Consider the following 18,940-nt stretch of genomic DNA (forward strand, 5'->3'; position numbering starts at 1 on the left):
TATGAAAAAAGAAGAAGTACCGCAGGACAAAGGCAATCTTTCTAATAAAAACATGAAAGAATTGGTTTATGCCACCGATGAAAAGGGCAATTACACGACTGCTTTAAGCACGGGTTGGGAACCAAAAACTATTGCACTCACTAATTCTATTGACGAAATAAGTGAACGTGTTGCCATTGCAAAAGCGCAAGTAGAAAAGAATGAAGTAAGTCCGATTGTCTATTTTATGGAATACAGCAGAATGGATGTTGCTATTCTTTCAAGTTACGTAGGAATATGGCAATGGCGCGTAAAAAGACATTTCAAACCCAAAGTATTTGCTAAATTAAGCGACAAAATTTTACAGAAATATGCCGAAACTTTCGATATTTCCATTAACGAATTAAGAAATTTTAAAACCCATTAATGGAAACAAACTTTACACATCATCAATCTGCACATTGCGAAAACGGAGTGGCCTCTAATTTACTAAAGCACAACGGCTTGAATATTAGTGAACCTATGGTTTTCGGAATTGGCTCTGGACTTTTCTTTGTTTATTTACCTTTTTTAAAAGTAAATCATGCTCCTGCCATAAGTTACAGACCTTTACCCGGACTAATTTTTAATAGGGTTGCAAAACGATTGGGATTGAAAATAAAAAGACAAAAATTTTCTAGTGAAGCTAATGCTGTAAAGACTTTAGACGAAAATCTAAAAAATAATATTCCGTCAGGATTGCAGGTTGGCGTTTACAATTTGACTTATTTTCCTGATGAATATCGTTTTCATTTTAACGCCCATAATTTAGTCGTTTATGGAAAAACCGATACTGATTATTTAATCAGCGATCCTATTATGGAAAACGTGACAACGCTGACACACGACGAGTTGAGAAAAGTGCGTTTTGCCAAAGGTGCTTTTGCTCCAAGAGGACAAATCTATTACCCAATCAAAATTCCTGAAATAATCGATTTGAAAGCTGCCATCATCAAAGGAATAAAAAATACCTGTCGAGATATGCTGGCGCCAATGCCAATTATTGGTGTTCGAGGAATGCGACTTGTAGCGAGACAAATCAGAAAATGGCCCGTGAAACACGGAACCAAAAAAGCCAATCATTATCTGGCTCAAATGGTGAGAATGCAGGAAGAAATTGGAACTGGAGGTGGTGGTTTTAGATTTATTTATGCTGCCTTTTTAGAAGAAGCTTCCGGTATTGTAGAAAATCAAAAACTGAAAGAATTGTCACAAGAAATGACTGCAATAGGTGATTTGTGGAGAGATTTTGCTGTCGAAGCCTCCAGGATTTACAAAAACAGAAGCACGCAAGTGGATGTTTACAACCGCATCGCTGACCAACTTATGGATATCTCCAATAAAGAAGAAGTGTTTTTTAAAAAATTAAAATTAGCCATTAGTTAAAATCGAAATTTTGCAACCAATTATCCAAATAACAAAACTTTCAAAAAAGTACAAAGATGCCGAAATGTATTCTTTGGTTGACTTTTCATTGTCTGTACATGAAGGCCAAATTTTTGGATTATTAGGGCCAAATGGCGCAGGAAAAACGACATTAATTTCGATGCTTTGCGGATTGATAAAACCTACATCTGGAAGTTTTTCAATAAATAATTTGACTTATGCCAAAAACTCGAATCAAATAAAGAAAATTATTGGTGTTGTTCCACAAGAATATGCCTTGTATCCAACATTGACTGCAAGAGAAAACCTGATGTATTTTGGCAGTATGTATGGTTTGAAAAGCGATAATCTAAAAGAAAAAGTAATCGAGAGCCTTGATTTTCTTGGGCTTTTAAAATTTGCCGACAAACGTATCGAAACTTTTTCAGGCGGAATGAAGCGCCGAGTCAATTTAATTGCTGGGATTTTACACAATCCAAAAATACTTTTTCTGGACGAACCAACCGTAGGCGTTGATGTGCAATCTAAAAATGCAATTATTGATTATCTAAAACAACTCAACAAAAACGGCACAACCATAATTTATACTTCGCACCATTTGTCCGAAGCAGAGGATTTTTGTACTGATATCGCCATTATTGACCGAGGCCAATTGTATGCACAAGGCACGCCCGAGAGTTTAATCAGCATAACGCCAAACGCAAATAATCTCGAAGATGTATTTATTTCACTAACCGGAAAAGAACTGCGAGATGATATATAAATTAGTAATGTCTGTTTATAAAGAATTTCTGCTTCTCAAAAGAGATTTAGGCGGTTTACTAACCTTGTTTGTGATGCCTCTGGTTTTGGTAATTGCCGTGACGTTAATTCAGGACAGTACTTTCGTTACAGCTAGTAAGGCAAAAATTTCCATTCTTCTGGTGGATAATGATAATGGAAAGGTATCAAAAACAGTTTCCAATAATTTGCAAAAAAGCAATATTTTCACTGTTGTTACCAAAATAGACAATCAACCACTAACCGAATCACTTGCAAAAGAAGCTGTTTTCAAGGGAAAATACCAATTGGCGATCATCATTCCAGAAAAATTAAGTGTTGATTTACAGGCCAAAATCAATCAAAATGTCGAAAAAATAACCAGTAATTTAGGAATGCCTGATACTTTGGCGAAAGCCAGAAATGCTGAAGTTATCAATCAAAAAGAGGTGAAACTTTATTTTGATCCTGCGGTACAAATGAGTTTCAAGAATGCCGTAATGAGTTCTATTGACAAAATGATTTCGCAAATAGAAACCAAGTCTATTTACACCACTTTCCAAGAGCAATTAGGCGATGGAAGCACTAGTTTTGAGCAAAAAAGTTTCATAAGTTTCAAGGAAATTGTTCCTAGAGAAAACGACAAGGAAATCATTCCAAATTCGGTGCAGCATAATGTTCCGGCTTGGACGCTTTTCGCCATGTTTTTCATTGTTCTTCCTCTCTCCATCAATATTGTCAAGGAAAAAACACAGGGAACATTTGTTCGATTGCGAACCAATCCTGTTTCAAATAGTATAGTTTTGGCAGGAAAAACGGTGGCGTATTTAATCGTTTGCATGATCCAGTTTTACATGATGGTTGCCGTTGCCATTTTCTTGTTTCCACATTTAGGATTGCCCCCGCTTAATGTTCAAGGGCATCTTTTTATGATGACTATTGTGGCCATGTTTTCTGGATTTGCAGCCATTGGTTTCGGAATATTATTAGGAACAATTGCCAAAACCCAAGAGCAATCTGCTCCTTTTGGTGCCACATCAGTAATTATTCTCGCAGCAACGGGAGGCGTTTGGGTTCCAGTTTTTGCAATGTCGAAAGTGATGCAAATCATTGCACGATCGTCGCCAATGAATTGGGGTTTAAATGCATTTTATGATGTGCTTTTGAGAAACGGTTCCCTTTTAGACATTTTACCGGAAATAAGTTTGTTATTTTTATTTTTCATAATTACCACAACCATAGCATTGCTGTATGATAAGAAGAAAAGAGCTGTATAAGGAAGCAATCGAATTGACTATTTCAAAAGACATCAGGGTTCGATTTAACGAAACCGATCCGCTCGGCATCGTCTGGCACGGCTATTATATTACCTATTTTGAAGACGGTCGCGAAGCTTTCGGAAGGCATCACGGCATTTCTTATTTAGATGTCAACGATAAAGGGTTCACGACGCCCATCGTCAAATCAATTTGCGAGCATAAATTGTCTTTGCGCTACGGTGATGTTGCCCGAATTGAAACCACAATTGTTGACACTCCAGCAGCAAAAATGATTTTTAGATACAAAATTTTTGATACCAATAATGAAATTGCCTGCACCGGTGAAACCATCCAGGTTTTTTTGGATAAAAAAGGGGAATTAATGCTGACAAATCCTCCGTTTTATGAAGAATGGAAACGTAAAGTAGGTTTGATTAAATATGATGATTAGAGAAGTATATATTACCAAAACCAATTGTATCACGCCCATTGGGTTTGATGTCACTACCAATATTAAAAATATTGTTGGCAGTGTTTCTGGTATTCAATTGCATCAAAATACGGACTTGATGAAAATGCCGTTTTATGCTTCAATTGTTAATAATGAGAAATTAAACTCGGCTTTCGCCAAAATTTCTTCCGCAGATAATCACACCCGATTAGAAAAAATGATGATTTTGGCTTTGCAACCCATAGTCGAAAAATCAAGGTTGGATGAACGAACAGGTTTAATTCTTTCTACAACCAAGGGAAATATTACTGCTTTAGTAAATCCATCTTCAGCCAATTTTAAAAAAGCACATTTGAGTGAATTTGCAAAAAACATAGCTGCTTTTTTTGGTTTTAAAACCGAACCGATTGTTATTTGCAATGCTTGCGTTTCCGGAATATTGGCAGTTTCGGTGGCCAAAAGATTGATTCAAGGCGAAATGTTTGACAATATATTTATTGTCGCTGGTGACGAAGTTTCCGAATTTGTTTTGTCTGGATTCAATTCCTTTCAAGCGATGAGCGATTTGCCTTGCAGGCCGTATTCTAAAAACAGAAATGGGGTTACTTTGGGAGAAGCAACGGCTGCAATTTTGGTTTCTTCAAATAGAGGAAATGCCAAAATAAAAATTATTGGAGACGGTTCCATCAACGATGCCAACCATATTTCCGGACCATCAAGAACCGGCGAAGGCCTTTTTAGAAGCATCGAAAGCGCTTTAGCGGAAGCCAAAATCAACGCCAATCAAATCGATTATATTTCGGCTCACGGAACAGCAACTCCTTTTAATGACGAAATGGAAGCTATTGCTTTCAATAGATTGGGGCTTGAAAATATTCCCGTGAATAGCTTGAAAGGTTTTTATGGACACACTTTGGGAGCCTCGGGATTATTGGAAACCGTCATCGGAATTGAATCTGTTTTAGAAAACAAATTGTTTGTTTCTTTGGGTTTTGATGAAATCGGAGTAAGTCAATCTATCAAAATCATCGAAAAAAATGAAAACAAAGAAATGAATCATTTCCTAAAAACAGCCTCTGGTTTTGGCGGTTGTAATATGGCGGTTTTATTCGAAAAAGTGAAATAATGTCAGCTATTAAAACCTACATACAATCCTTTTGCACCATTCATAATAATGAAATTATTTTGGACGGAACATCACTTTTTAAGTTAGAACCATCAACATTTTCAGACTTTTCAAAGAAAGCTTATCATAATTTCGAAATCAACTATCCCAAGTTTTTCAAAATGGATCGTTTAAGTAAATTGGCTTTTATTGGAGCAGAATTACTTTTGAAAAATGAAAATAGTGAATCCAAAGAAAACAATATTGCCTTAGTTTTTGCCAACAATTCGTCAAGTTTGGATACTGACGTGAAATACCAAAACTCGATTTCTGACCCAGAAAATTATTTTCCCAGTCCGGCAGTTTTTGTTTATACCTTGCCCAATATTTGCCTGGGAGAAATTAGCATCAGGCATCAACTGAAAAGCGAGAATTCTTTCTTTATCTTTGAGACCTTCAATCCCGCTTTTATGGCGAATTATGCCAAGGTGCTTTTGGATTCAAATAAAGCGGACAAAGTGCTTTGCGGTTGGGTTGAATATTACGACGAAGAATACAAAGCATTTCTTTATTTAGTGGTAAAAGAAGGGGATTTAGAACATAAAATAGAAACGTTACTAACAGAATATAACAAATAATTTATGCAAGCATTAAAGCAAGAATTAAAAGAAAAAATTATAGATATTTTAAATTTAGAAGATATCAAACTGGAAGAGATCAATGACAATGATCCTTTATTTGGAGATGGTTTAGGATTGGATTCAATCGATGCTTTGGAACTTATCGTTATGTTGGATAAAGATTACGGAATCAAATTAGTGGATCCCAAAGAGGGAAAAACCATCTTTCAATCTATTGAAACAATGGCCGCTTACATAAAGGAAAATAGAACGAAATAAGATTTTCATCTTTGTTAAAGTTTTGAGCTTTGACAAAGTTTCTTACTGTAATAATTATGAGTAAAGGAGTTGCCATAACAGGAATGGGAATTATTTCAGCTGTCGGGAATACGGTTGAGGAGAATTATATTTCGTTAGTAAATAATAAAATTGGGATTACAACCATCGAAAATATTTCGACGGTACATTCTGGCGAAATAAAAGTAGGTGAAATAAAAAAAACGAATCAACAGTTGATTGAGAAATTGCAACTTTCGCCAGACAATAATTTTTCAAGAACGGCGATGCTTGGTGCAATTGCAGCCAAACAAGCAGTTGAAAATGCCAAAATCTCTTCGATTAACGAATATAAAACTGGATTGATTTCGGCAACAAGCGTTGCCGGAATGGATATGACTGAAGCTCATTATTACGACTATTTTGAAAACGAAAACCTTGTAAAATATATCAGTTGTCACGAAGGTGGCGATGTGGCTCATAAAATTGCCGATGAGCTGGGTTTAAAAGGAATGGTTACCACAATTAGCACCGCTTGTTCGTCGGCAGCAAATGCGATAATGCTGGGCGCAAGATTGATAAAATCAGGGAAATTAGACCGAGTGATTGTAGGTGGAACAGACGCCTTAGCAAAATTCACGATCAACGGTTTCAAGACTTTAATGATTTTATCCGATGGTTACAACAGCCCTTTTGATGATAACAGAAAAGGCTTAAATTTAGGAGAAGCCGCAGCATTCCTGGTATTGGAATCTGATGAAATTGTAAATAAAGAAAACAAAAAAGTCTTGGCTCGGGTTTCCGGTTACGGAAATGCGAATGATGCTTTTCATCAAACGGCCTCTTCAGAAAACGGCGATGGCGCTTTTTTGGCAATGGAAAAAGCATTGCAAGTGGCGAATTTAAAACCCGAACAAATAGATTACATAAACGTTCACGGAACGGCAACTCCTAATAATGATCTGTCTGAAGGAAGAGCAATTGTGAGGATTTTTGGAGAAGAAAAAGCACCCGATTTTAGTTCCACAAAACCATTAACAGGTCACACTTTAGCCGCTGCAGCTGCAATTGAGGCCGTTTATAGTGTTTTGGCGATTCAGAACAACGTGGTTTTTCCAAACCTGAATTTTGAAACACCAATGCAGGAATTCAATCTAATTCCGCAAACGGCTTTAAAACATAAAAACATTGAACATGTATTGTCCAATTCTTTTGGATTTGGAGGAAATTGTTCGACCCTAATATTTTCTAAAAACGAATGAGAAAGACATATATCAACGGACTAGGTTGTATTTCGGCTCAGGAAACATTCAACACTCTTTTTTTAGAAAAAGCCGAAATCAATGAAAATGGTACAATTCTTGCGATAAAAACTCCGATTTACAAAGATTTTATTTCGCCTGTCGCCATCCGAAGAATGGCTAAAGGCGTGAAAAACGGAATTGTGGCTTCGGCAATGGCAATGAAAGATGCTAATGTGGCAACAGTTGACGCTATTATTACTGGAACTGGAATGGGTTGTATTGAAGATTCAGAGAAATTCTTGAAAGCGATTATCGACAATAAAGAAGAATTTTTGACACCCACTTCTTTTATACAATCAACACACAACACCGTTGGTGCCCAAATTGCTTTGGGATTGCAATGCAAAGCGTATAATGTGACCTATGTAAATGGTTCTGTTTCTTTTGAATCGGCACTTTTGGATGCAAAAATGAAAATCGAGGAAGAGGAAGCCAACACTATTTTAGTTGGTGGTATAGATGAAAATGCAGATTATACCACTTCCCTATTTAGGTTGGCAGGATTTATAAAAAAAGAAAACCAAAGTCCTTACAAGATTTTAAACTCGACTACAAAAGGAGCAGTTTATGGCGAAGGTGCTACTTTTTTTGTTATGGAAAATGAAAAAAAGAACACAACTTATGCCGAAGTTTTGGACATAGAAATCATAAATAAACTGGACGTAAACGAGGTTGAAGCAAAAATAATGTCTTTTTTGAAAGCAAATAAATTGCAAGTTTCCGATATTGACGCAGTGCTTCTAGGATATAATGGTGATATAGCATTTGATACTTATTACACAATACTTTATGAAAATATTTTTAAAAACACACCACAAGTATATTATAAACATTTGTCGGGTGAATACAATACCGCTTCAGCTTTTGGATTATGGGTTGGTTCAAAAATAATCAAAACACAGGAGATTCCAGAAATTATTAGCGTAAATAATTTGGAAAAACCAGCCTATAAAACAATCCTTTTATACAATCAATACAAAGGAATCGACCATAGTTTTACCTTAATTTCAAAATGTAGGAGGCTTTATAAACATGAATCTAACTAAATTTTATACATTATCGCCAGAGGTACTTTGTTCTAATCAAGGCTCAGAATATGTTTTTTCTCCTAAGGGCATTAGTACATCTGGAACAATAAAGATTTCCTATCTCAATTTAAATATTGTAAACAAATTTCGATTTATCCAAATTTTTCATCCTTACACAGGGACAAGTTTTGATGTTGTTGTTGACAAAAATTACAATATTGACTAAAATAGATCTTGGTTTATTTATTGAAGCGGAGTTAAAATTTGGCAAAAACTTTGGAATAGAAGCACGTGCCAAAAAAGGGCTCATACCAGTTTTAGATTATTCTGACAGAAACCATAACAATGTTATTTTTCAATTTGGAGACACTTACACATTTGATGTAAAATAAAAAAATATGATATTAAAAGATTTTTACAAAGTCATTTCTTTAGAAAACACAGCCGAGAATAAACACTTGGTTCTCATCCACATCAATGCGGAACACGAAGTTTTCAAAGGACATTTTCCGGGTAATCCAATTATGCCGGGCGTTTGCATGATGCAAATCATCAAGGAACTTACGGAACAAATCTCTGCAAGCTCCCTGTTTATGCAATCCTTGTCCAACGCCAAGTTTATGGCATTAATCAATCCATTCAACACACCGGAATTGCGATTAGAACTTGATGTTTCAATGACTGAAACCGACTTGGTCAAAGTAAAAAACGTTACTTATTTTAACGATACAGTAGCTTTGAAACTCAGCAGTGTTTATCGAAAAGTTTAGCCTTTTATAATACCCAACCACAAGTAACCAGACATGAAATTATTCCTTTCCATTTGCCTTTTTCTAAGTATTTCCAATACTCCTGAACTTGCGTATATTCGAAAACTGTATTCTTCTGCGGTAAATACCGAAAGTAATGCCAAAGAATTTGCTTCAAAATTGGCCGATGTTACAAAAGAAGACAATAAAACATTGGTTGCTTACAAAGGCGCATCAATAGTGGCGTTGTCGAGATATAAAAAAGAAATTTCTGATAAATCTAAAAATTTTAAAGAAGGAGCTAAAATGGTAGAATTTGCCGTAAAAAGTGACCCCAATAACATCGAAATAAGATTAATTCGATTGAGCATTCAGGAAAAAGCACCTAAATTTTTAAACTATAGCGCAAATAAAAAGGAAGATAAAAACTTCCTGTTGGACCATTACCAAGAGCAATCAGGAAACTTGAAAGAGTATATAAAAAACTTTATTCTGCAATCTAAAAGTTTTTCAAGTGCCGAAAAGCAAGCGATAAATTAGTGGAAGGTATTGACAATTTTTAGTACTTTTAGAAACAAATAATAAAGAATGCACTACTTATTTTTCGCCATTCATTCCTTTGTGAATAGAAGGAAATTCCTTTCTGTTGCATTGTTTATTGGAATGCTTTTTCTATTCCTCTTCTTTGCTTCCAAAATTAAATTCAGTGAAGACATCACCAAATTAATTCCAACAAACAACAAATCCGATGTCCCGGCAAAAGTTTTAAACCAATTGAATTTTGCTGATAAAATTGCCATTACGATTCATTTAGAAAAAGCAGGAACTACAGAGGATTTATCCGAATATGCCCAAGTTTTTCTAGACAGCGTTTCCAACGAGTGCAAACCCTATATTACTTCTATCCAAAGGAAAATTGATGAAGAAAACATTAAGGAAACGATGAATTTTGTACACAATAACCTGCCTTCATTCCTGAACGAGAAAGACTACGAAACCATTCAGGGAAAATTACAAAAAGACCGTGTTACAAGTGCTGTTGCGGGCAATTACAAAACCATAACTTCGCCAACCGGAATTGTTACCAAATATTTTATACTTCAAGGTCCATTGGAAATTTCTTTCATTGGATTAAAAAAACTGCAACAACTCAATGATTTTCAACTGGAAAACGGTTGTATGATGACTAAGGACAAAAACAAATTGTTTCTGTTTATCACGCCCAATCTACCTTCGAGCGAAACGAAAAAAAATACTTTTTTTGCTGCCAAACTCAATTTGATAAAAGACCATTTAAACCAGCGGTTCAAAACCAAAGCTGAAGTCAATTATTTTGGCTCCACGCTTATTGCCGTGGCCAATACCAATCAGATTAAAAGTGTTTATTATAAAATTGGATTGTACTTTTATCAAAAAAAGTCATACCAATTGGCTCAAGTACAATTGGGAAAAGCCTTGATCAAAAAAATCACCCTTCCCAAAAAAGAAGAAATACAAAATATTTAAAGAAAATTAAAAGAAAATTACTATGATTCCTGCAATAGAAAAAGCTTCTTTATCTGAAATTAAGGCATTACAACAACAAAAACTTTTGGAAGTTTTAACTTATGTCAATCAAAATTCTCCCTTTTATAAAAGACTATTTTCTAGAGGTAAAATTGATATTGACAGTATAAGGTCAATTGAGGATTTACAGCTTTTGCCAGTGACAACAAAGGAAGATTTGCAAAAATACAACGACGATTTTCTGTGTGTGCCAGCCAATAAAATTATTGACTATGCCACCACATCCGGTACATTAGGAGATCCGGTAACCTTTGGTTTGACAGATAAAGATTTAGAGAGATTAGCCTATAACGAAGCTATTTCTTTTGATTGTGCCGGAATTAAAGAAGGTGACATCGTGCAGTTGATGACAACAATTGACAGGAGATTTATGGCAGGTTTAGCCTATTTTTTAGGATTGCGAAAAATGAAAGTGGGCGTAATTCGTGTGGGCGCCGGAATTCCGGAATTGCAATGGGATTCTATTTTAAAATACAAACCTACTTATTTAATCACAGTTCCCTCGTTTCTGCTGAAACTGATTGAATATGCCGAAATAAATAATATTGACTATAATAATTGTGGCATAAAAGGGGCCGTTTGCATCGGAGAATCTTTACGAAATCAAGATTTTTCGATGACCATTTTATCAAAAAAAATTACTGATAAATGGAACATCAAGCTGTTTTCGACTTATGCTTCGACCGAAATGAGTACGGCTTTTACGGAATGTGAGCATTCGATTGGTGGCCATCATCATCCCGAATTAATAATTGTCGAGGTTCTGGACAAAGACGACAAACCAGTAAAAGACGGAGAATCAGGCGAGTTGACTTTTACCACTTTGGGTATAGAAGCAATGCCTTTGGTACGTTTTAAAACGGGCGATATTGTGCAATTGCACACCAATCCTTGTTCTTGCGGTCGAAATACGTTACGCGTTGGTCCGGTTATTGGAAGAAAACAGCAAATGATAAAATACAAGGGAACAACCTTGTATCCGCCAGCAATGATTGATATTTTGAACGATTTTGATGCTATTGAAAATTACATAATCATAATTTCAACAAATGAGTTGGGAACTGATGAAATTTTAATCAGGATTGCCGTAAAACAAGAATCTGAAGGTATTTTGAATAGAATTAAAGATCATTTCAGGGCTAAATTAAGAGTAACTCCAAAAATTGAATTTACCCCCAAAGAAAAGTTGCACGCATTGATTTATAATCCAATGAGCAGAAAGCCAATTCATTTTTTTGACAATAGAAAAAATTTACTTTAAATTATAATTTGATTTTCCTATTTTAATATTGACTTACAAATAACTTCAAAAAACAGCAAGGTTATAGCAAGGTTATGGCAAGGTTATTTACACTTTCTGATTTCTTCCCGAAAGTACTATAGGCTTATAGATCCCTTTGCATTTAATAATATAAATTTCAATTGTAGTACTTTTATTCTAGTAAAACCCTTTGTGAATAGCTGTTTCAGGAGAACATAAGATTCTATTTATTTAATAAAATTAAAGAAACTTGAATAAATAACCACATCAATTAATTTCAGCATGGCAATTTTTCAGCTATTCAAGTCTTCATTCAGAACATGTCTTAGGTAGTATAATCGGATAGGATTCAAAGAAATTAAAAGATCTTTCACTCTTCCATAATATAACAAAACTAATTCAATAAGTAGTCTAAATAATAGTATAACTTTCAAGAGACAAATTAAAAAAGGGAAAAACCTGAAATATAAAAAAGTCCATTTTGCTTAACAAAATGGACTTTTTTTGGGAGTGAGAGATGACTAAATTAGAAACCTTAACTACAGTGGTAGTTTTATTTTGCTGGTTCTAAATGTGTACTTACAGCAATTCTGTTCCATGCATTTATGATTACAATTGCCATTATAATTTGAGCGATAAGGTTTTTATCAAAAAATTGTTCCGCTTTTTTGTACGTTTCACTTGACAAACCTTTATCATGAATCAAGGTGATTTCTTCAGTAATCGCTAAAATTAACTTTTCTTCTTCCGAAAATAAATCGGTTTCACGCCAGGCATTCAGTAAAAAAATACGTTGATGGGTCTCTCCGTTTTTTAGTGCATCTTTTGTATGCATATCAATGCAAAATGCACATCCGTTGATTTGAGAAGCACGAATTTTGATTAATTCTTTGTGTGTTTTCGATAATTGAGTTGTTGCTAAATATCCTTCCAACGCATACATTGCTTTATATGCTTGAGGTTCAACTTCATTGATGTTTATTCTTTTTTCCATCTTTGTGTTATTTAAAATTAACAGGGCAAATGTCTTAAACAAAATACAAAAAAAACTTAAACTGGTTTAAGAACGGTTTTTATTCCTAATCTCGCTCAAATATTCTGGAGTAAAACCTAAAAAAGAAGCAATTAAATATTGTGGAATCCGTTGCACAAACTCAGGATGTTTTCTGCACAGATGATTATAGAACTCTTCTTTAGACAAGTCATACAGGTATTTTATCCTCATTTGTGATGCTGCATATGCCCGTTGATAGATAAATCTAAAATAACGTTCCATTTTCGGAAATTCGACCAATAATTTTTCTTGTGAATAACTGTCAATGGTTAAAACTTCTGAATCTTCTACAGCCTGAATGTAAAATTCCGTTGGCAGTCCTCGCTCATAAGCAAAGTTGTCTGTAATCCACCAGTTCTCTATCGCAAATTCGGTAGTTTGTTCAATTCCTTTATTATTTATAAAAAATTTTCGCAAACAACCCTTAAGAACAAAATAATGCGATTTACAAATCTGTCCTTCAACAAGCAGATTTTCTTTCTTTGTGATATTTGCAATTTGGAAGAATGCTAAAATATCAGAAAGTTCCTCTTCGTTTACTTCAATAAACTTTTCTAAATGAGTCTTAAATATTTCAGACATAGTTTTCTTCGGGATTTAAAAATTACTACTAGCGTCCCGCCAGATTCGAGACAATCGATTCTTTACTGTTTTAGTTTGTTTTGTCGATAAGCTAAAAATACAAAAAGAAGTTTCAGTTTAGCTTAAAAACCTCACGACCTATGTTGAACTAAACCATCGGCAATACCACCGAAAAAATTAATTTCTTTGCTAAAATAATAAAAACAGGCAAGGGAATCATAAAAAATTTAGGCTTAAAAAATCGCCAACATAGTACCGGTATTAACGACAATTAAAAAATTCCAGGCTACTATATACGTACTGCTTTGCTTCAATCACTAGCTTAACGTGTTCTTTTAACTACATTTTAATCAAAACCTCCACTATGGATTGATTTTACCAGCCAATAAAAAATTAAGTTTTTTTATAACTTCATTAGTTTAAGTAGGGTCTGCTGAAAAACTCAGAGACACGTTTATTTTTCATTTTCATAAAAGACATAGTTCATAGGTGTGATTTTCGTTTAAATCACACCTATTTCCATTTTGTTCCATTTTTTGCATTAACCATTTTGATAAACTCTCGAATAATAGAGCTATCGGACAATGGAGTGCCACCCCAGCCAATTTGACTAGGTTGAGCACTAAAAAGATGCTGGCAATCCAAGATTCACTTGTATCTTGCAACCTAGCCTTGACACGGTCTAAACCATATCCAGTCTTTGCTTGACCAAATTTACCTTCTATAGGATTTCTTTCTCCTGGACTTAAGACGATTTGCGCTGCCAGTGAAGGTCGTCCCAAAGGCTTTCCGATCAGGTTTATTCCTTTCTCTTTTAACTTTCTTCGATTATCTCTGGTGCTATATATTTTATGTTATTTAAAAATTTATTTTAATTTTTTAACTATTTTTTTTTACAATCAAAAGAGAATCTGATCATTAGAGCGGTAAATAAATTGATTAATTTTTATTCAAAGAACCACTATGCTTACAAAGTCTTTTAGGAGAATATCAAATAATACCAATTTAATATTACACTCCGATTGCTGGCAATATTAAATAAAACAAGATCAAACGCTCTTGAAAGAAAAACGATTAGTGCAGAGTATGTCAAGAGAAGGAAACTGTTGAGATAATACAGTTATCGAAAATTTCTTTGGCATATTAAAATCGGAACTGTTTCATATCATAAAATTTAATGACACTACCCATTAAAAAAAGGAAATTAAAGAATATATAAAATATTACAATAATGAAAGAATCAAACTAAATCTAAAAGGAATGAGCCCGATACAATATCGAGCTCATTATTATCAAAATTAATTATAAATCTGTCTAAACTTTTGGGTGCAGTCTATAACAAAATAGGTTTTTTTTATGTCTTTTCATGATGCATAAATGAAATTATTTTATCAGTACACTTTTATATTTAGGTATATTTTTTAAGACAATACCCGTACCTCTGACCACGGCTCTTAAAGGATCTTCTGCGATATAGACCGGCAAATCGGTCTTCCGCGAAATCCTTTTATCAAGACCACGCAACATAGCCCCTCCCCCTGCGAGATACAAACCCGTATTATAAATATCAGCAGCCAGTTCTGGCGGGGTCACTGAAAGCGTTACCATAATAGCGTCTTCAATTCTCTGAATTGATTTATCCAAAGCTCTTGCAATTTCCCTAAAGCTAACTATAACCTCTTTAGGTTTCCCGGCAAGTAGATCCCTTCCACGAACCGTTATATCTTCAGGAGCTTCTTCGAGTTCTTCCATTGCAGCACCAACCTCAATTTTTATTCGCTCTGCAGAAGCATCTCCAACATATAAATTATGATGCGTTCGCATATAATACAATATATCATTGGTAAAAACATCACCAGCAATTTTTATCGATTTGTCACAAATTATTCCTCCTAGGGCAACAACCGCAATTTCAGTAGTCCCTCCTCCAATATCTACGATGATATTGCCCTTGGGCTGCATCACATCTAAACCCATTCCAATAGCAGCAGCCATAGGCTCATGAATTAAATACACTTCTTTCCCGTTTACCCGTTCGCAAGACTCCTTTACAGCTCTCATTTCCACCTCGGTAATACCACTGGGAATACATACAACCATTCGCAGCGCGGGGGTTAAAAAATTTTTCTTTAATTCTGGTATGTTTTTTATAAACCAGCTGATCATTTTCTCTGAAGCATCAAAATCTGCAATAACCCCGTCTTTAAGCGGTCGGATTGTTTTAATATTCTCATGGGTCTTACCCTGCATTAAACTGGCCTCTTTACCTACAGCAATAATTTTCCCGTTTCTAATATCCCTGGCCACAATCGAAGGGCTGTCCACTACAATTTTTCCATCATAAATTATTAAAGTATTAGCCGTTCCTAAATCCATAGCAATTTCCACTATCATAAAATCAAATAAACCCATAATATTGTTTTGTTTAAGAACGTTATTTTTGCTGTTTTATTCTCTGCAAGATGAAATACACTGCATGAACAATAATAGATTTCGGATAACAATGACCTTTAGTATTCATAAACGAACGATTTTAAACTCCTGAAGTTAATCTTATTCTTACATGAACAGGATAATAAATCAATTACATTAATTGTAATATTTTCTATAATTTGTCTTTTGCCACAACTATTTAGAAAATTTAAAATCCTTATATTTACTTTTTGATTGACAAGATTACGTTGTGCGAAAGTCAATTCCTGTAGCGTTAAGTCAATTAATTTTAAGTACTCAAGATGGAAAAATATACCGTATCAGTAGCATCGTTACCTCTGGATGATAATCCAATACCGAATAGTCAAATAAAGAAAGCTGATTTATTACCCGATCCGGCATCTCAGTTAGATTCTATGGAAATGAAGGAAAAACCTATTGAGGATTCCAGTATTCCCTTTAGAGATTTGACGGATTCTGTCAGTAAAAAAGAAAGTATTGGCCGACTCATTGATAAGCTGGATGTTGCTGTCAATATCAGGTATCAGAGAACAGTAGAAGATACCTATTGTAATGTGTACTCTTATGATTATTGCTATTTCTGTAAAGTATATCTTCCAACAGTCTGGTGGACGGATGAAGCGCTGAAAAAAATAGTGCAGGGACAGGACGAGGAAGCTGTTTTTGAGCAAACTGTTGATCGCATTTACTCCAGTGCAATCCATGATTGGTTTTTACAATGGGGAGCCAGTTTTGGTTGGAAAAGAATGCACACTGCTGATGAAATTCAAAATAAAGTGAATGCCAACGGCGGAATTGGAATAATTTGCGCCAAAAGAAAAGAAAAAGGACTCTCTGGACATATTGTTCCTGTTGTTCCCGAAACGGATTTGAATAAAGCTTATCGAGAGAACGGCATAGTAGTATATCCACTGCAATCACAAGCAGGAAAGTTGAATTATAATTACTTTTCGGAAGTTAGAAAAGATTGGTGGAATGATGCGTTATATTCCTCCTATGTGTTTTACTACCATGAATAGATAAAACAATTAACCCGATTCTTCAAACACCAAAACTTTTATTGATTGTCAGTGCGTTAACCACTTGGAAATGACACAATAAAGAACTACTTTTGCAACTTGAAAAAAACAAGAATAGCAAAAGTTGTAATTGAGCTATTCCTCTGCTTAAATTATTGATACAAAAGCATTAATGACAATAGTAATTTTATAACCCCATTATAAAACTTCACTTTTTATTAATCTTTCAGTCGATCCGGTGAAAAATTTCTGACACTAAAATATAAAATCCTACAATTTTAAAAGTAAAATAAAACTTTTTTAATGGATGCAGCAATTATGCTTAATCCATTACAAGTTTTTTCGCCTCTGATTCTGAACAGATTAGATTCGAATTTCCGAATAAAAAATAATGCCTTTAAAAGTTTAATTAACCATAAAAAAAGAAAATCAGTATAAATGAAAGATAATCAGACAAAAAAATATTATTGGGGAATAGGATTAGAAAACGAAACCTACATGCAATTTGAAGAATCCCTAATAGTTTCTGGTGAATTTATACAAGAAAAAATTGGCTTTGAGAAATATAGTATTGACTATAGAAAATGTTATAAACCAGAAAGCTTAGCTCCTTTATTGAAAAAAGCTTTTGGCTTGAATGAAAACTATAAAGTGAGCCGAATGATCAATAGTCATTCGCTGGAAAAACTGGATACAAACTATCAGCACAAAACATTATCGGTAGTAAAACCATTAGTCGACGCAGAAACTGCTGAGGCAAACCCACAACCGCTTGAAAATCCCGAATATCTTGGAAAATCCATCATGGAACTTTTCCTTGAGAATCAACCGTACAATATTCAAAGTATGATTACCCAAAGAAACAAAACGATGGGTGCTGTACATTTTGATGGTGATTCTATCGAATTTGTAACCAAATATTTTGAAAATCGAACGATAGCTGATTCGTGCAAAGAATTAAAAGCCACCAAAAAGTTATTCCTCGATAAAATCAATGAATCGTCCGTCCTAAATGGGAAATTAAATTTTCCAGATTACAACAATGGCCTTAATATGTTCATGACCAATCAGGAAAACCTCGTTTTGTTTAATAATGGAACGTACCATTTTCATATTACTTTGCCGTCATTAACGGAAAACAGCAGGATTGTCGATTATAATGATTTTGATAAAACACACGCCAACGCCATTTATTTGTTGCAATGGTTTGAGCCTTTTTTTATAGCAACTCTTGGAAGTCCTGACATTATGGGAGTGATCAGTGATAAGTACAGTTTGGACAAAAAATTCACTTTGGGTTCTATGAGAAACGCCATGTCTCGTTACATAGGCGTAGGAACTTTTAATAAAGCTATGCCAAAAGGTAAAATTCTAACGTATAAAGTAGATGATTTTAGAAAACTGCTAAAATTTGAAAAAGAGGAAAATATTTGGTGGCGAGATCAGATTGAAGTAGACATGGAATATGAATTGCTTCCGGAAGTGGGTCTTGATTTTAATCAGGAAAAAATGTACCAAAGCGGTTTTGAATTCAGAAGCTTTGACGAGTTTCCGGCGGAGTACTTAAATGATGTTCTTTTTTCCATTATTCTAATTTGTGAGCATTCTTTAAATCTACCAAATGTTCAATGGGGGCATGACAGTGTGGCTTGGAATAATTTGGTTTTTAAAACTTTAAAAATGGGTTATTTAGCTGAAATCAATGAAGCTGAAAAGAACGAAGTTCTAGATTTACTGCAAGTATTAAATCCATCAGACAGTAATTACAATACACTAAAGTCCGAATTTGAAGCTATCGTAATGTTAGATCAATTTTTCTTTAAAATTTTGGCTGTTTTACATGCTACGTACAAAGACAACAACGTTTGTTTGGATTCCATGTGCGGACAAAAAACAAGTTTTCCTCCAAAATGGGATAACTTTAATAAATACCAAACGGAGAGACATTTGCAACAGATAGGGTCTTTCTGTGATAATTAAAAGTTCCTGTGACAGATTTTGCTTTCGGGTTTATATTTTTTTAGATATTAACTTTATATAAGCTCAAAA

The 18,940-nt window shown here is 34.5% G+C and carries 21 protein-coding genes and 1 pseudogene; 18 read left to right on the forward strand and 4 right to left on the reverse strand.

Features of this window, described 5'->3' with window-relative positions; translation table 11 throughout:
* Nucleotide 1 precedes the first annotated feature (1 nt).
* The 15 genes from DarG to flxY all read left to right on the forward strand — a co-directional run bounded on the left by DarG (nucleotide 2) and on the right by flxY (nucleotide 11,782).
* A complete protein-coding gene (gene DarG, locus ACNQGH_RS11755; RefSeq protein WP_417956199.1) occupies nucleotides 2-406 on the forward strand; it encodes a flexirubin biosynthesis protein DarG in 405 nt (134 codons plus the stop codon).
* Nucleotides 406-1,404, forward strand: a complete 999-nt coding sequence (darH, locus tag ACNQGH_RS11760) for a BtrH-related acyltransferase DarH (protein ID WP_417956200.1) — start codon at nucleotides 406-408, stop codon at nucleotides 1,402-1,404. The genes DarG and darH overlap by 1 nt, the downstream gene beginning before the upstream one ends.
* Before the next feature lie 64 nt (nucleotides 1,405-1,468).
* Nucleotides 1,469-2,167, forward strand: coding sequence for an ABC transporter ATP-binding protein (locus tag ACNQGH_RS11765; RefSeq protein ID WP_417956240.1), 699 nt, complete (start codon nucleotides 1,469-1,471; stop codon nucleotides 2,165-2,167).
* Nucleotides 2,157-3,440, forward strand: coding sequence for an ABC transporter permease (locus ACNQGH_RS11770; RefSeq protein ID WP_417956201.1), 1,284 nt, complete (start codon nucleotides 2,157-2,159; stop codon nucleotides 3,438-3,440). Before ACNQGH_RS11765 ends, ACNQGH_RS11770 begins: the two co-directional genes overlap by 11 nt.
* Nucleotides 3,415-3,873 carry an acyl-CoA thioesterase gene (locus tag ACNQGH_RS11775; RefSeq protein WP_417956202.1) on the forward strand — a complete coding sequence of 153 codons (459 nt, stop codon included), beginning with the start codon at nucleotides 3,415-3,417 and terminating at the stop codon, nucleotides 3,871-3,873. The genes ACNQGH_RS11770 and ACNQGH_RS11775 overlap by 26 nt, the downstream gene beginning before the upstream one ends.
* Nucleotides 3,866-4,999 (forward strand): beta-ketoacyl-[acyl-carrier-protein] synthase family protein, encoded by a 1,134-nt coding sequence (locus ACNQGH_RS11780; RefSeq protein ID WP_417956241.1) that lies wholly within the window; start codon nucleotides 3,866-3,868, stop codon nucleotides 4,997-4,999. Before ACNQGH_RS11775 ends, ACNQGH_RS11780 begins: the two co-directional genes overlap by 8 nt.
* On the forward strand, nucleotides 4,999-5,616 hold the full coding sequence (locus ACNQGH_RS11785) for a 3-oxoacyl-ACP synthase (protein WP_417956203.1): 618 nt from the start codon (nucleotides 4,999-5,001) through the stop codon (nucleotides 5,614-5,616). The genes ACNQGH_RS11780 and ACNQGH_RS11785 overlap by 1 nt, the downstream gene beginning before the upstream one ends.
* A gap of 3 nt (nucleotides 5,617-5,619) precedes the next feature.
* Nucleotides 5,620-5,877, forward strand: coding sequence for a phosphopantetheine-binding protein (locus ACNQGH_RS11790; protein ID WP_417956204.1), 258 nt, complete (start codon nucleotides 5,620-5,622; stop codon nucleotides 5,875-5,877).
* Between the two features lie 56 nt (nucleotides 5,878-5,933).
* Nucleotides 5,934-7,136, forward strand: a complete 1,203-nt coding sequence (locus ACNQGH_RS11795; protein WP_417956205.1) for a beta-ketoacyl-[acyl-carrier-protein] synthase family protein — start codon at nucleotides 5,934-5,936, stop codon at nucleotides 7,134-7,136.
* Nucleotides 7,133-8,224 carry a beta-ketoacyl synthase N-terminal-like domain-containing protein gene (locus ACNQGH_RS11800; protein WP_417956206.1) on the forward strand — a complete coding sequence of 364 codons (1,092 nt, stop codon included), beginning with the start codon at nucleotides 7,133-7,135 and terminating at the stop codon, nucleotides 8,222-8,224. Before ACNQGH_RS11795 ends, ACNQGH_RS11800 begins: the two co-directional genes overlap by 4 nt.
* Nucleotides 8,225-8,424: 200 nt before the next feature.
* Nucleotides 8,425-8,598 (forward strand): hypothetical protein, encoded by a 174-nt coding sequence (locus ACNQGH_RS11805; RefSeq protein WP_417956207.1) that lies wholly within the window; start codon nucleotides 8,425-8,427, stop codon nucleotides 8,596-8,598.
* 6 nt (nucleotides 8,599-8,604) lie between these two features.
* Nucleotides 8,605-8,976 carry an ApeI family dehydratase gene (locus ACNQGH_RS11810; protein ID WP_417956208.1) on the forward strand — a complete coding sequence of 124 codons (372 nt, stop codon included), beginning with the start codon at nucleotides 8,605-8,607 and terminating at the stop codon, nucleotides 8,974-8,976.
* 33 nt (nucleotides 8,977-9,009) lie between these two features.
* The gene (locus ACNQGH_RS11815; protein WP_417956209.1) at nucleotides 9,010-9,495 is read left to right on the forward strand and encodes a hypothetical protein; all 486 of its coding nucleotides are present in this window, start codon (nucleotides 9,010-9,012) and stop codon (nucleotides 9,493-9,495) included.
* Nucleotides 9,496-9,543: 48 nt separating this feature from the next.
* Nucleotides 9,544-10,461, forward strand: a complete 918-nt coding sequence (locus ACNQGH_RS11820) for an MMPL family transporter (RefSeq protein WP_417956210.1) — start codon at nucleotides 9,544-9,546, stop codon at nucleotides 10,459-10,461.
* 22 nt (nucleotides 10,462-10,483) lie between these two features.
* Nucleotides 10,484-11,782 carry a flexirubin biosynthesis putative acyl-CoA ligase FlxY gene (gene flxY / locus ACNQGH_RS11825; protein ID WP_417956211.1) on the forward strand — a complete coding sequence of 433 codons (1,299 nt, stop codon included), beginning with the start codon at nucleotides 10,484-10,486 and terminating at the stop codon, nucleotides 11,780-11,782.
* Between the two features lie 553 nt (nucleotides 11,783-12,335).
* Here flxY and ACNQGH_RS11830 read toward each other — a convergent pair.
* From ACNQGH_RS11830 to ACNQGH_RS11840, 3 genes and pseudogenes are all read right to left on the reverse strand, one after another.
* Nucleotides 12,336-12,776, reverse strand: coding sequence for a carboxymuconolactone decarboxylase family protein (locus ACNQGH_RS11830; RefSeq protein WP_417956212.1), 441 nt, complete (start codon nucleotides 12,774-12,776; stop codon nucleotides 12,336-12,338).
* Between the two features lie 66 nt (nucleotides 12,777-12,842).
* Complete coding sequence (locus ACNQGH_RS11835) at nucleotides 12,843-13,418, reverse strand: Crp/Fnr family transcriptional regulator (RefSeq protein ID WP_417956213.1); 576 nt, start codon at nucleotides 13,416-13,418, stop codon at nucleotides 12,843-12,845.
* 467 nt (nucleotides 13,419-13,885) lie between these two features.
* Nucleotides 13,886-14,269 (reverse strand): annotated as a pseudogene (locus ACNQGH_RS11840) (transposase); the annotation flags it as partial.
* Nucleotides 14,270-14,621: 352 nt separating this feature from the next.
* Between ACNQGH_RS11840 and ACNQGH_RS11845 the strand changes: the two are divergent.
* A complete protein-coding gene (locus ACNQGH_RS11845) occupies nucleotides 14,622-14,720 on the forward strand; it encodes an IS3 family transposase (protein ID WP_417956243.1) in 99 nt (32 codons plus the stop codon).
* An 81-nt stretch (nucleotides 14,721-14,801) separates the two neighbouring features.
* Here the strand turns inward: ACNQGH_RS11845 and ACNQGH_RS11850 are convergent, their stop codons facing one another.
* Nucleotides 14,802-15,830: a rod shape-determining protein gene (locus ACNQGH_RS11850; protein ID WP_417956214.1), complete on the reverse strand. Its 1,029-nt coding sequence runs from the start codon at nucleotides 15,828-15,830 to the stop codon at nucleotides 14,802-14,804.
* A gap of 323 nt (nucleotides 15,831-16,153) precedes the next feature.
* Here ACNQGH_RS11850 and ACNQGH_RS11855 point away from each other — a divergent pair, with 323 nt between their 5' ends.
* Together ACNQGH_RS11855 and ACNQGH_RS11860 are read left to right on the forward strand one after the other, a co-directional pair.
* A complete protein-coding gene (locus ACNQGH_RS11855; RefSeq protein WP_417956215.1) occupies nucleotides 16,154-16,891 on the forward strand; it encodes a hypothetical protein in 738 nt (245 codons plus the stop codon).
* Nucleotides 16,892-17,329: 438 nt separating this feature from the next.
* A complete protein-coding gene (locus ACNQGH_RS11860; protein WP_417956216.1) occupies nucleotides 17,330-18,871 on the forward strand; it encodes a hypothetical protein in 1,542 nt (513 codons plus the stop codon).
* Nucleotides 18,872-18,940 lie beyond the last annotated feature (69 nt).

It is taken from the genome of Flavobacterium kochi, assembly GCF_048286715.1.
In the GTDB taxonomy this organism is placed as follows: Bacteria; Bacteroidota; Bacteroidia; order Flavobacteriales; family Flavobacteriaceae; genus Flavobacterium.

What these genes read in the sequence shown, in the direction of transcription:
- ACNQGH_RS11820 (WP_417956210.1), top strand. Translation starts at nt 9,544, where the DNA reads ATGCACTACTTATTTTTCGCCATTCATTCCTTTGTGAATAGAAGGAAA.
- ACNQGH_RS11785 (WP_417956203.1), top strand. Translation starts at nt 4,999, where the DNA reads ATGTCAGCTATTAAAACCTACATACAATCCTTTTGCACCATTCATAAT.
- DarG (WP_417956199.1), top strand. Translation starts at nt 2, where the DNA reads ATGAAAAAAGAAGAAGTACCGCAGGACAAAGGCAATCTTTCTAATAAA.
- darH (WP_417956200.1), top strand. Translation starts at nt 406, where the DNA reads ATGGAAACAAACTTTACACATCATCAATCTGCACATTGCGAAAACGGA.
- ACNQGH_RS11790 (WP_417956204.1), top strand. Translation starts at nt 5,620, where the DNA reads ATGCAAGCATTAAAGCAAGAATTAAAAGAAAAAATTATAGATATTTTA.
- ACNQGH_RS11775 (WP_417956202.1), top strand. Translation starts at nt 3,415, where the DNA reads ATGATAAGAAGAAAAGAGCTGTATAAGGAAGCAATCGAATTGACTATT.
- ACNQGH_RS11860 (WP_417956216.1), top strand. Translation starts at nt 17,330, where the DNA reads ATGAAAGATAATCAGACAAAAAAATATTATTGGGGAATAGGATTAGAA.
- ACNQGH_RS11815 (WP_417956209.1), top strand. Translation starts at nt 9,010, where the DNA reads ATGAAATTATTCCTTTCCATTTGCCTTTTTCTAAGTATTTCCAATACT.
- ACNQGH_RS11800 (WP_417956206.1), top strand. Translation starts at nt 7,133, where the DNA reads ATGAGAAAGACATATATCAACGGACTAGGTTGTATTTCGGCTCAGGAA.
- ACNQGH_RS11770 (WP_417956201.1), top strand. Translation starts at nt 2,157, where the DNA reads ATGATATATAAATTAGTAATGTCTGTTTATAAAGAATTTCTGCTTCTC.
- ACNQGH_RS11795 (WP_417956205.1), top strand. Translation starts at nt 5,934, where the DNA reads ATGAGTAAAGGAGTTGCCATAACAGGAATGGGAATTATTTCAGCTGTC.
- ACNQGH_RS11855 (WP_417956215.1), top strand. Translation starts at nt 16,154, where the DNA reads ATGGAAAAATATACCGTATCAGTAGCATCGTTACCTCTGGATGATAAT.
- ACNQGH_RS11850 (WP_417956214.1), bottom strand. Translation starts at nt 15,830, where the DNA reads ATGGGTTTATTTGATTTTATGATAGTGGAAATTGCTATGGATTTAGGA.
- ACNQGH_RS11810 (WP_417956208.1), top strand. Translation starts at nt 8,605, where the DNA reads ATGATATTAAAAGATTTTTACAAAGTCATTTCTTTAGAAAACACAGCC.
- ACNQGH_RS11830 (WP_417956212.1), bottom strand. Translation starts at nt 12,776, where the DNA reads ATGGAAAAAAGAATAAACATCAATGAAGTTGAACCTCAAGCATATAAA.
- ACNQGH_RS11780 (WP_417956241.1), top strand. Translation starts at nt 3,866, where the DNA reads ATGATTAGAGAAGTATATATTACCAAAACCAATTGTATCACGCCCATT.
- ACNQGH_RS11835 (WP_417956213.1), bottom strand. Translation starts at nt 13,418, where the DNA reads ATGTCTGAAATATTTAAGACTCATTTAGAAAAGTTTATTGAAGTAAAC.
- ACNQGH_RS11765 (WP_417956240.1), top strand. Translation starts at nt 1,469, where the DNA reads ATGTATTCTTTGGTTGACTTTTCATTGTCTGTACATGAAGGCCAAATT.
- flxY (WP_417956211.1), top strand. Translation starts at nt 10,484, where the DNA reads ATGATTCCTGCAATAGAAAAAGCTTCTTTATCTGAAATTAAGGCATTA.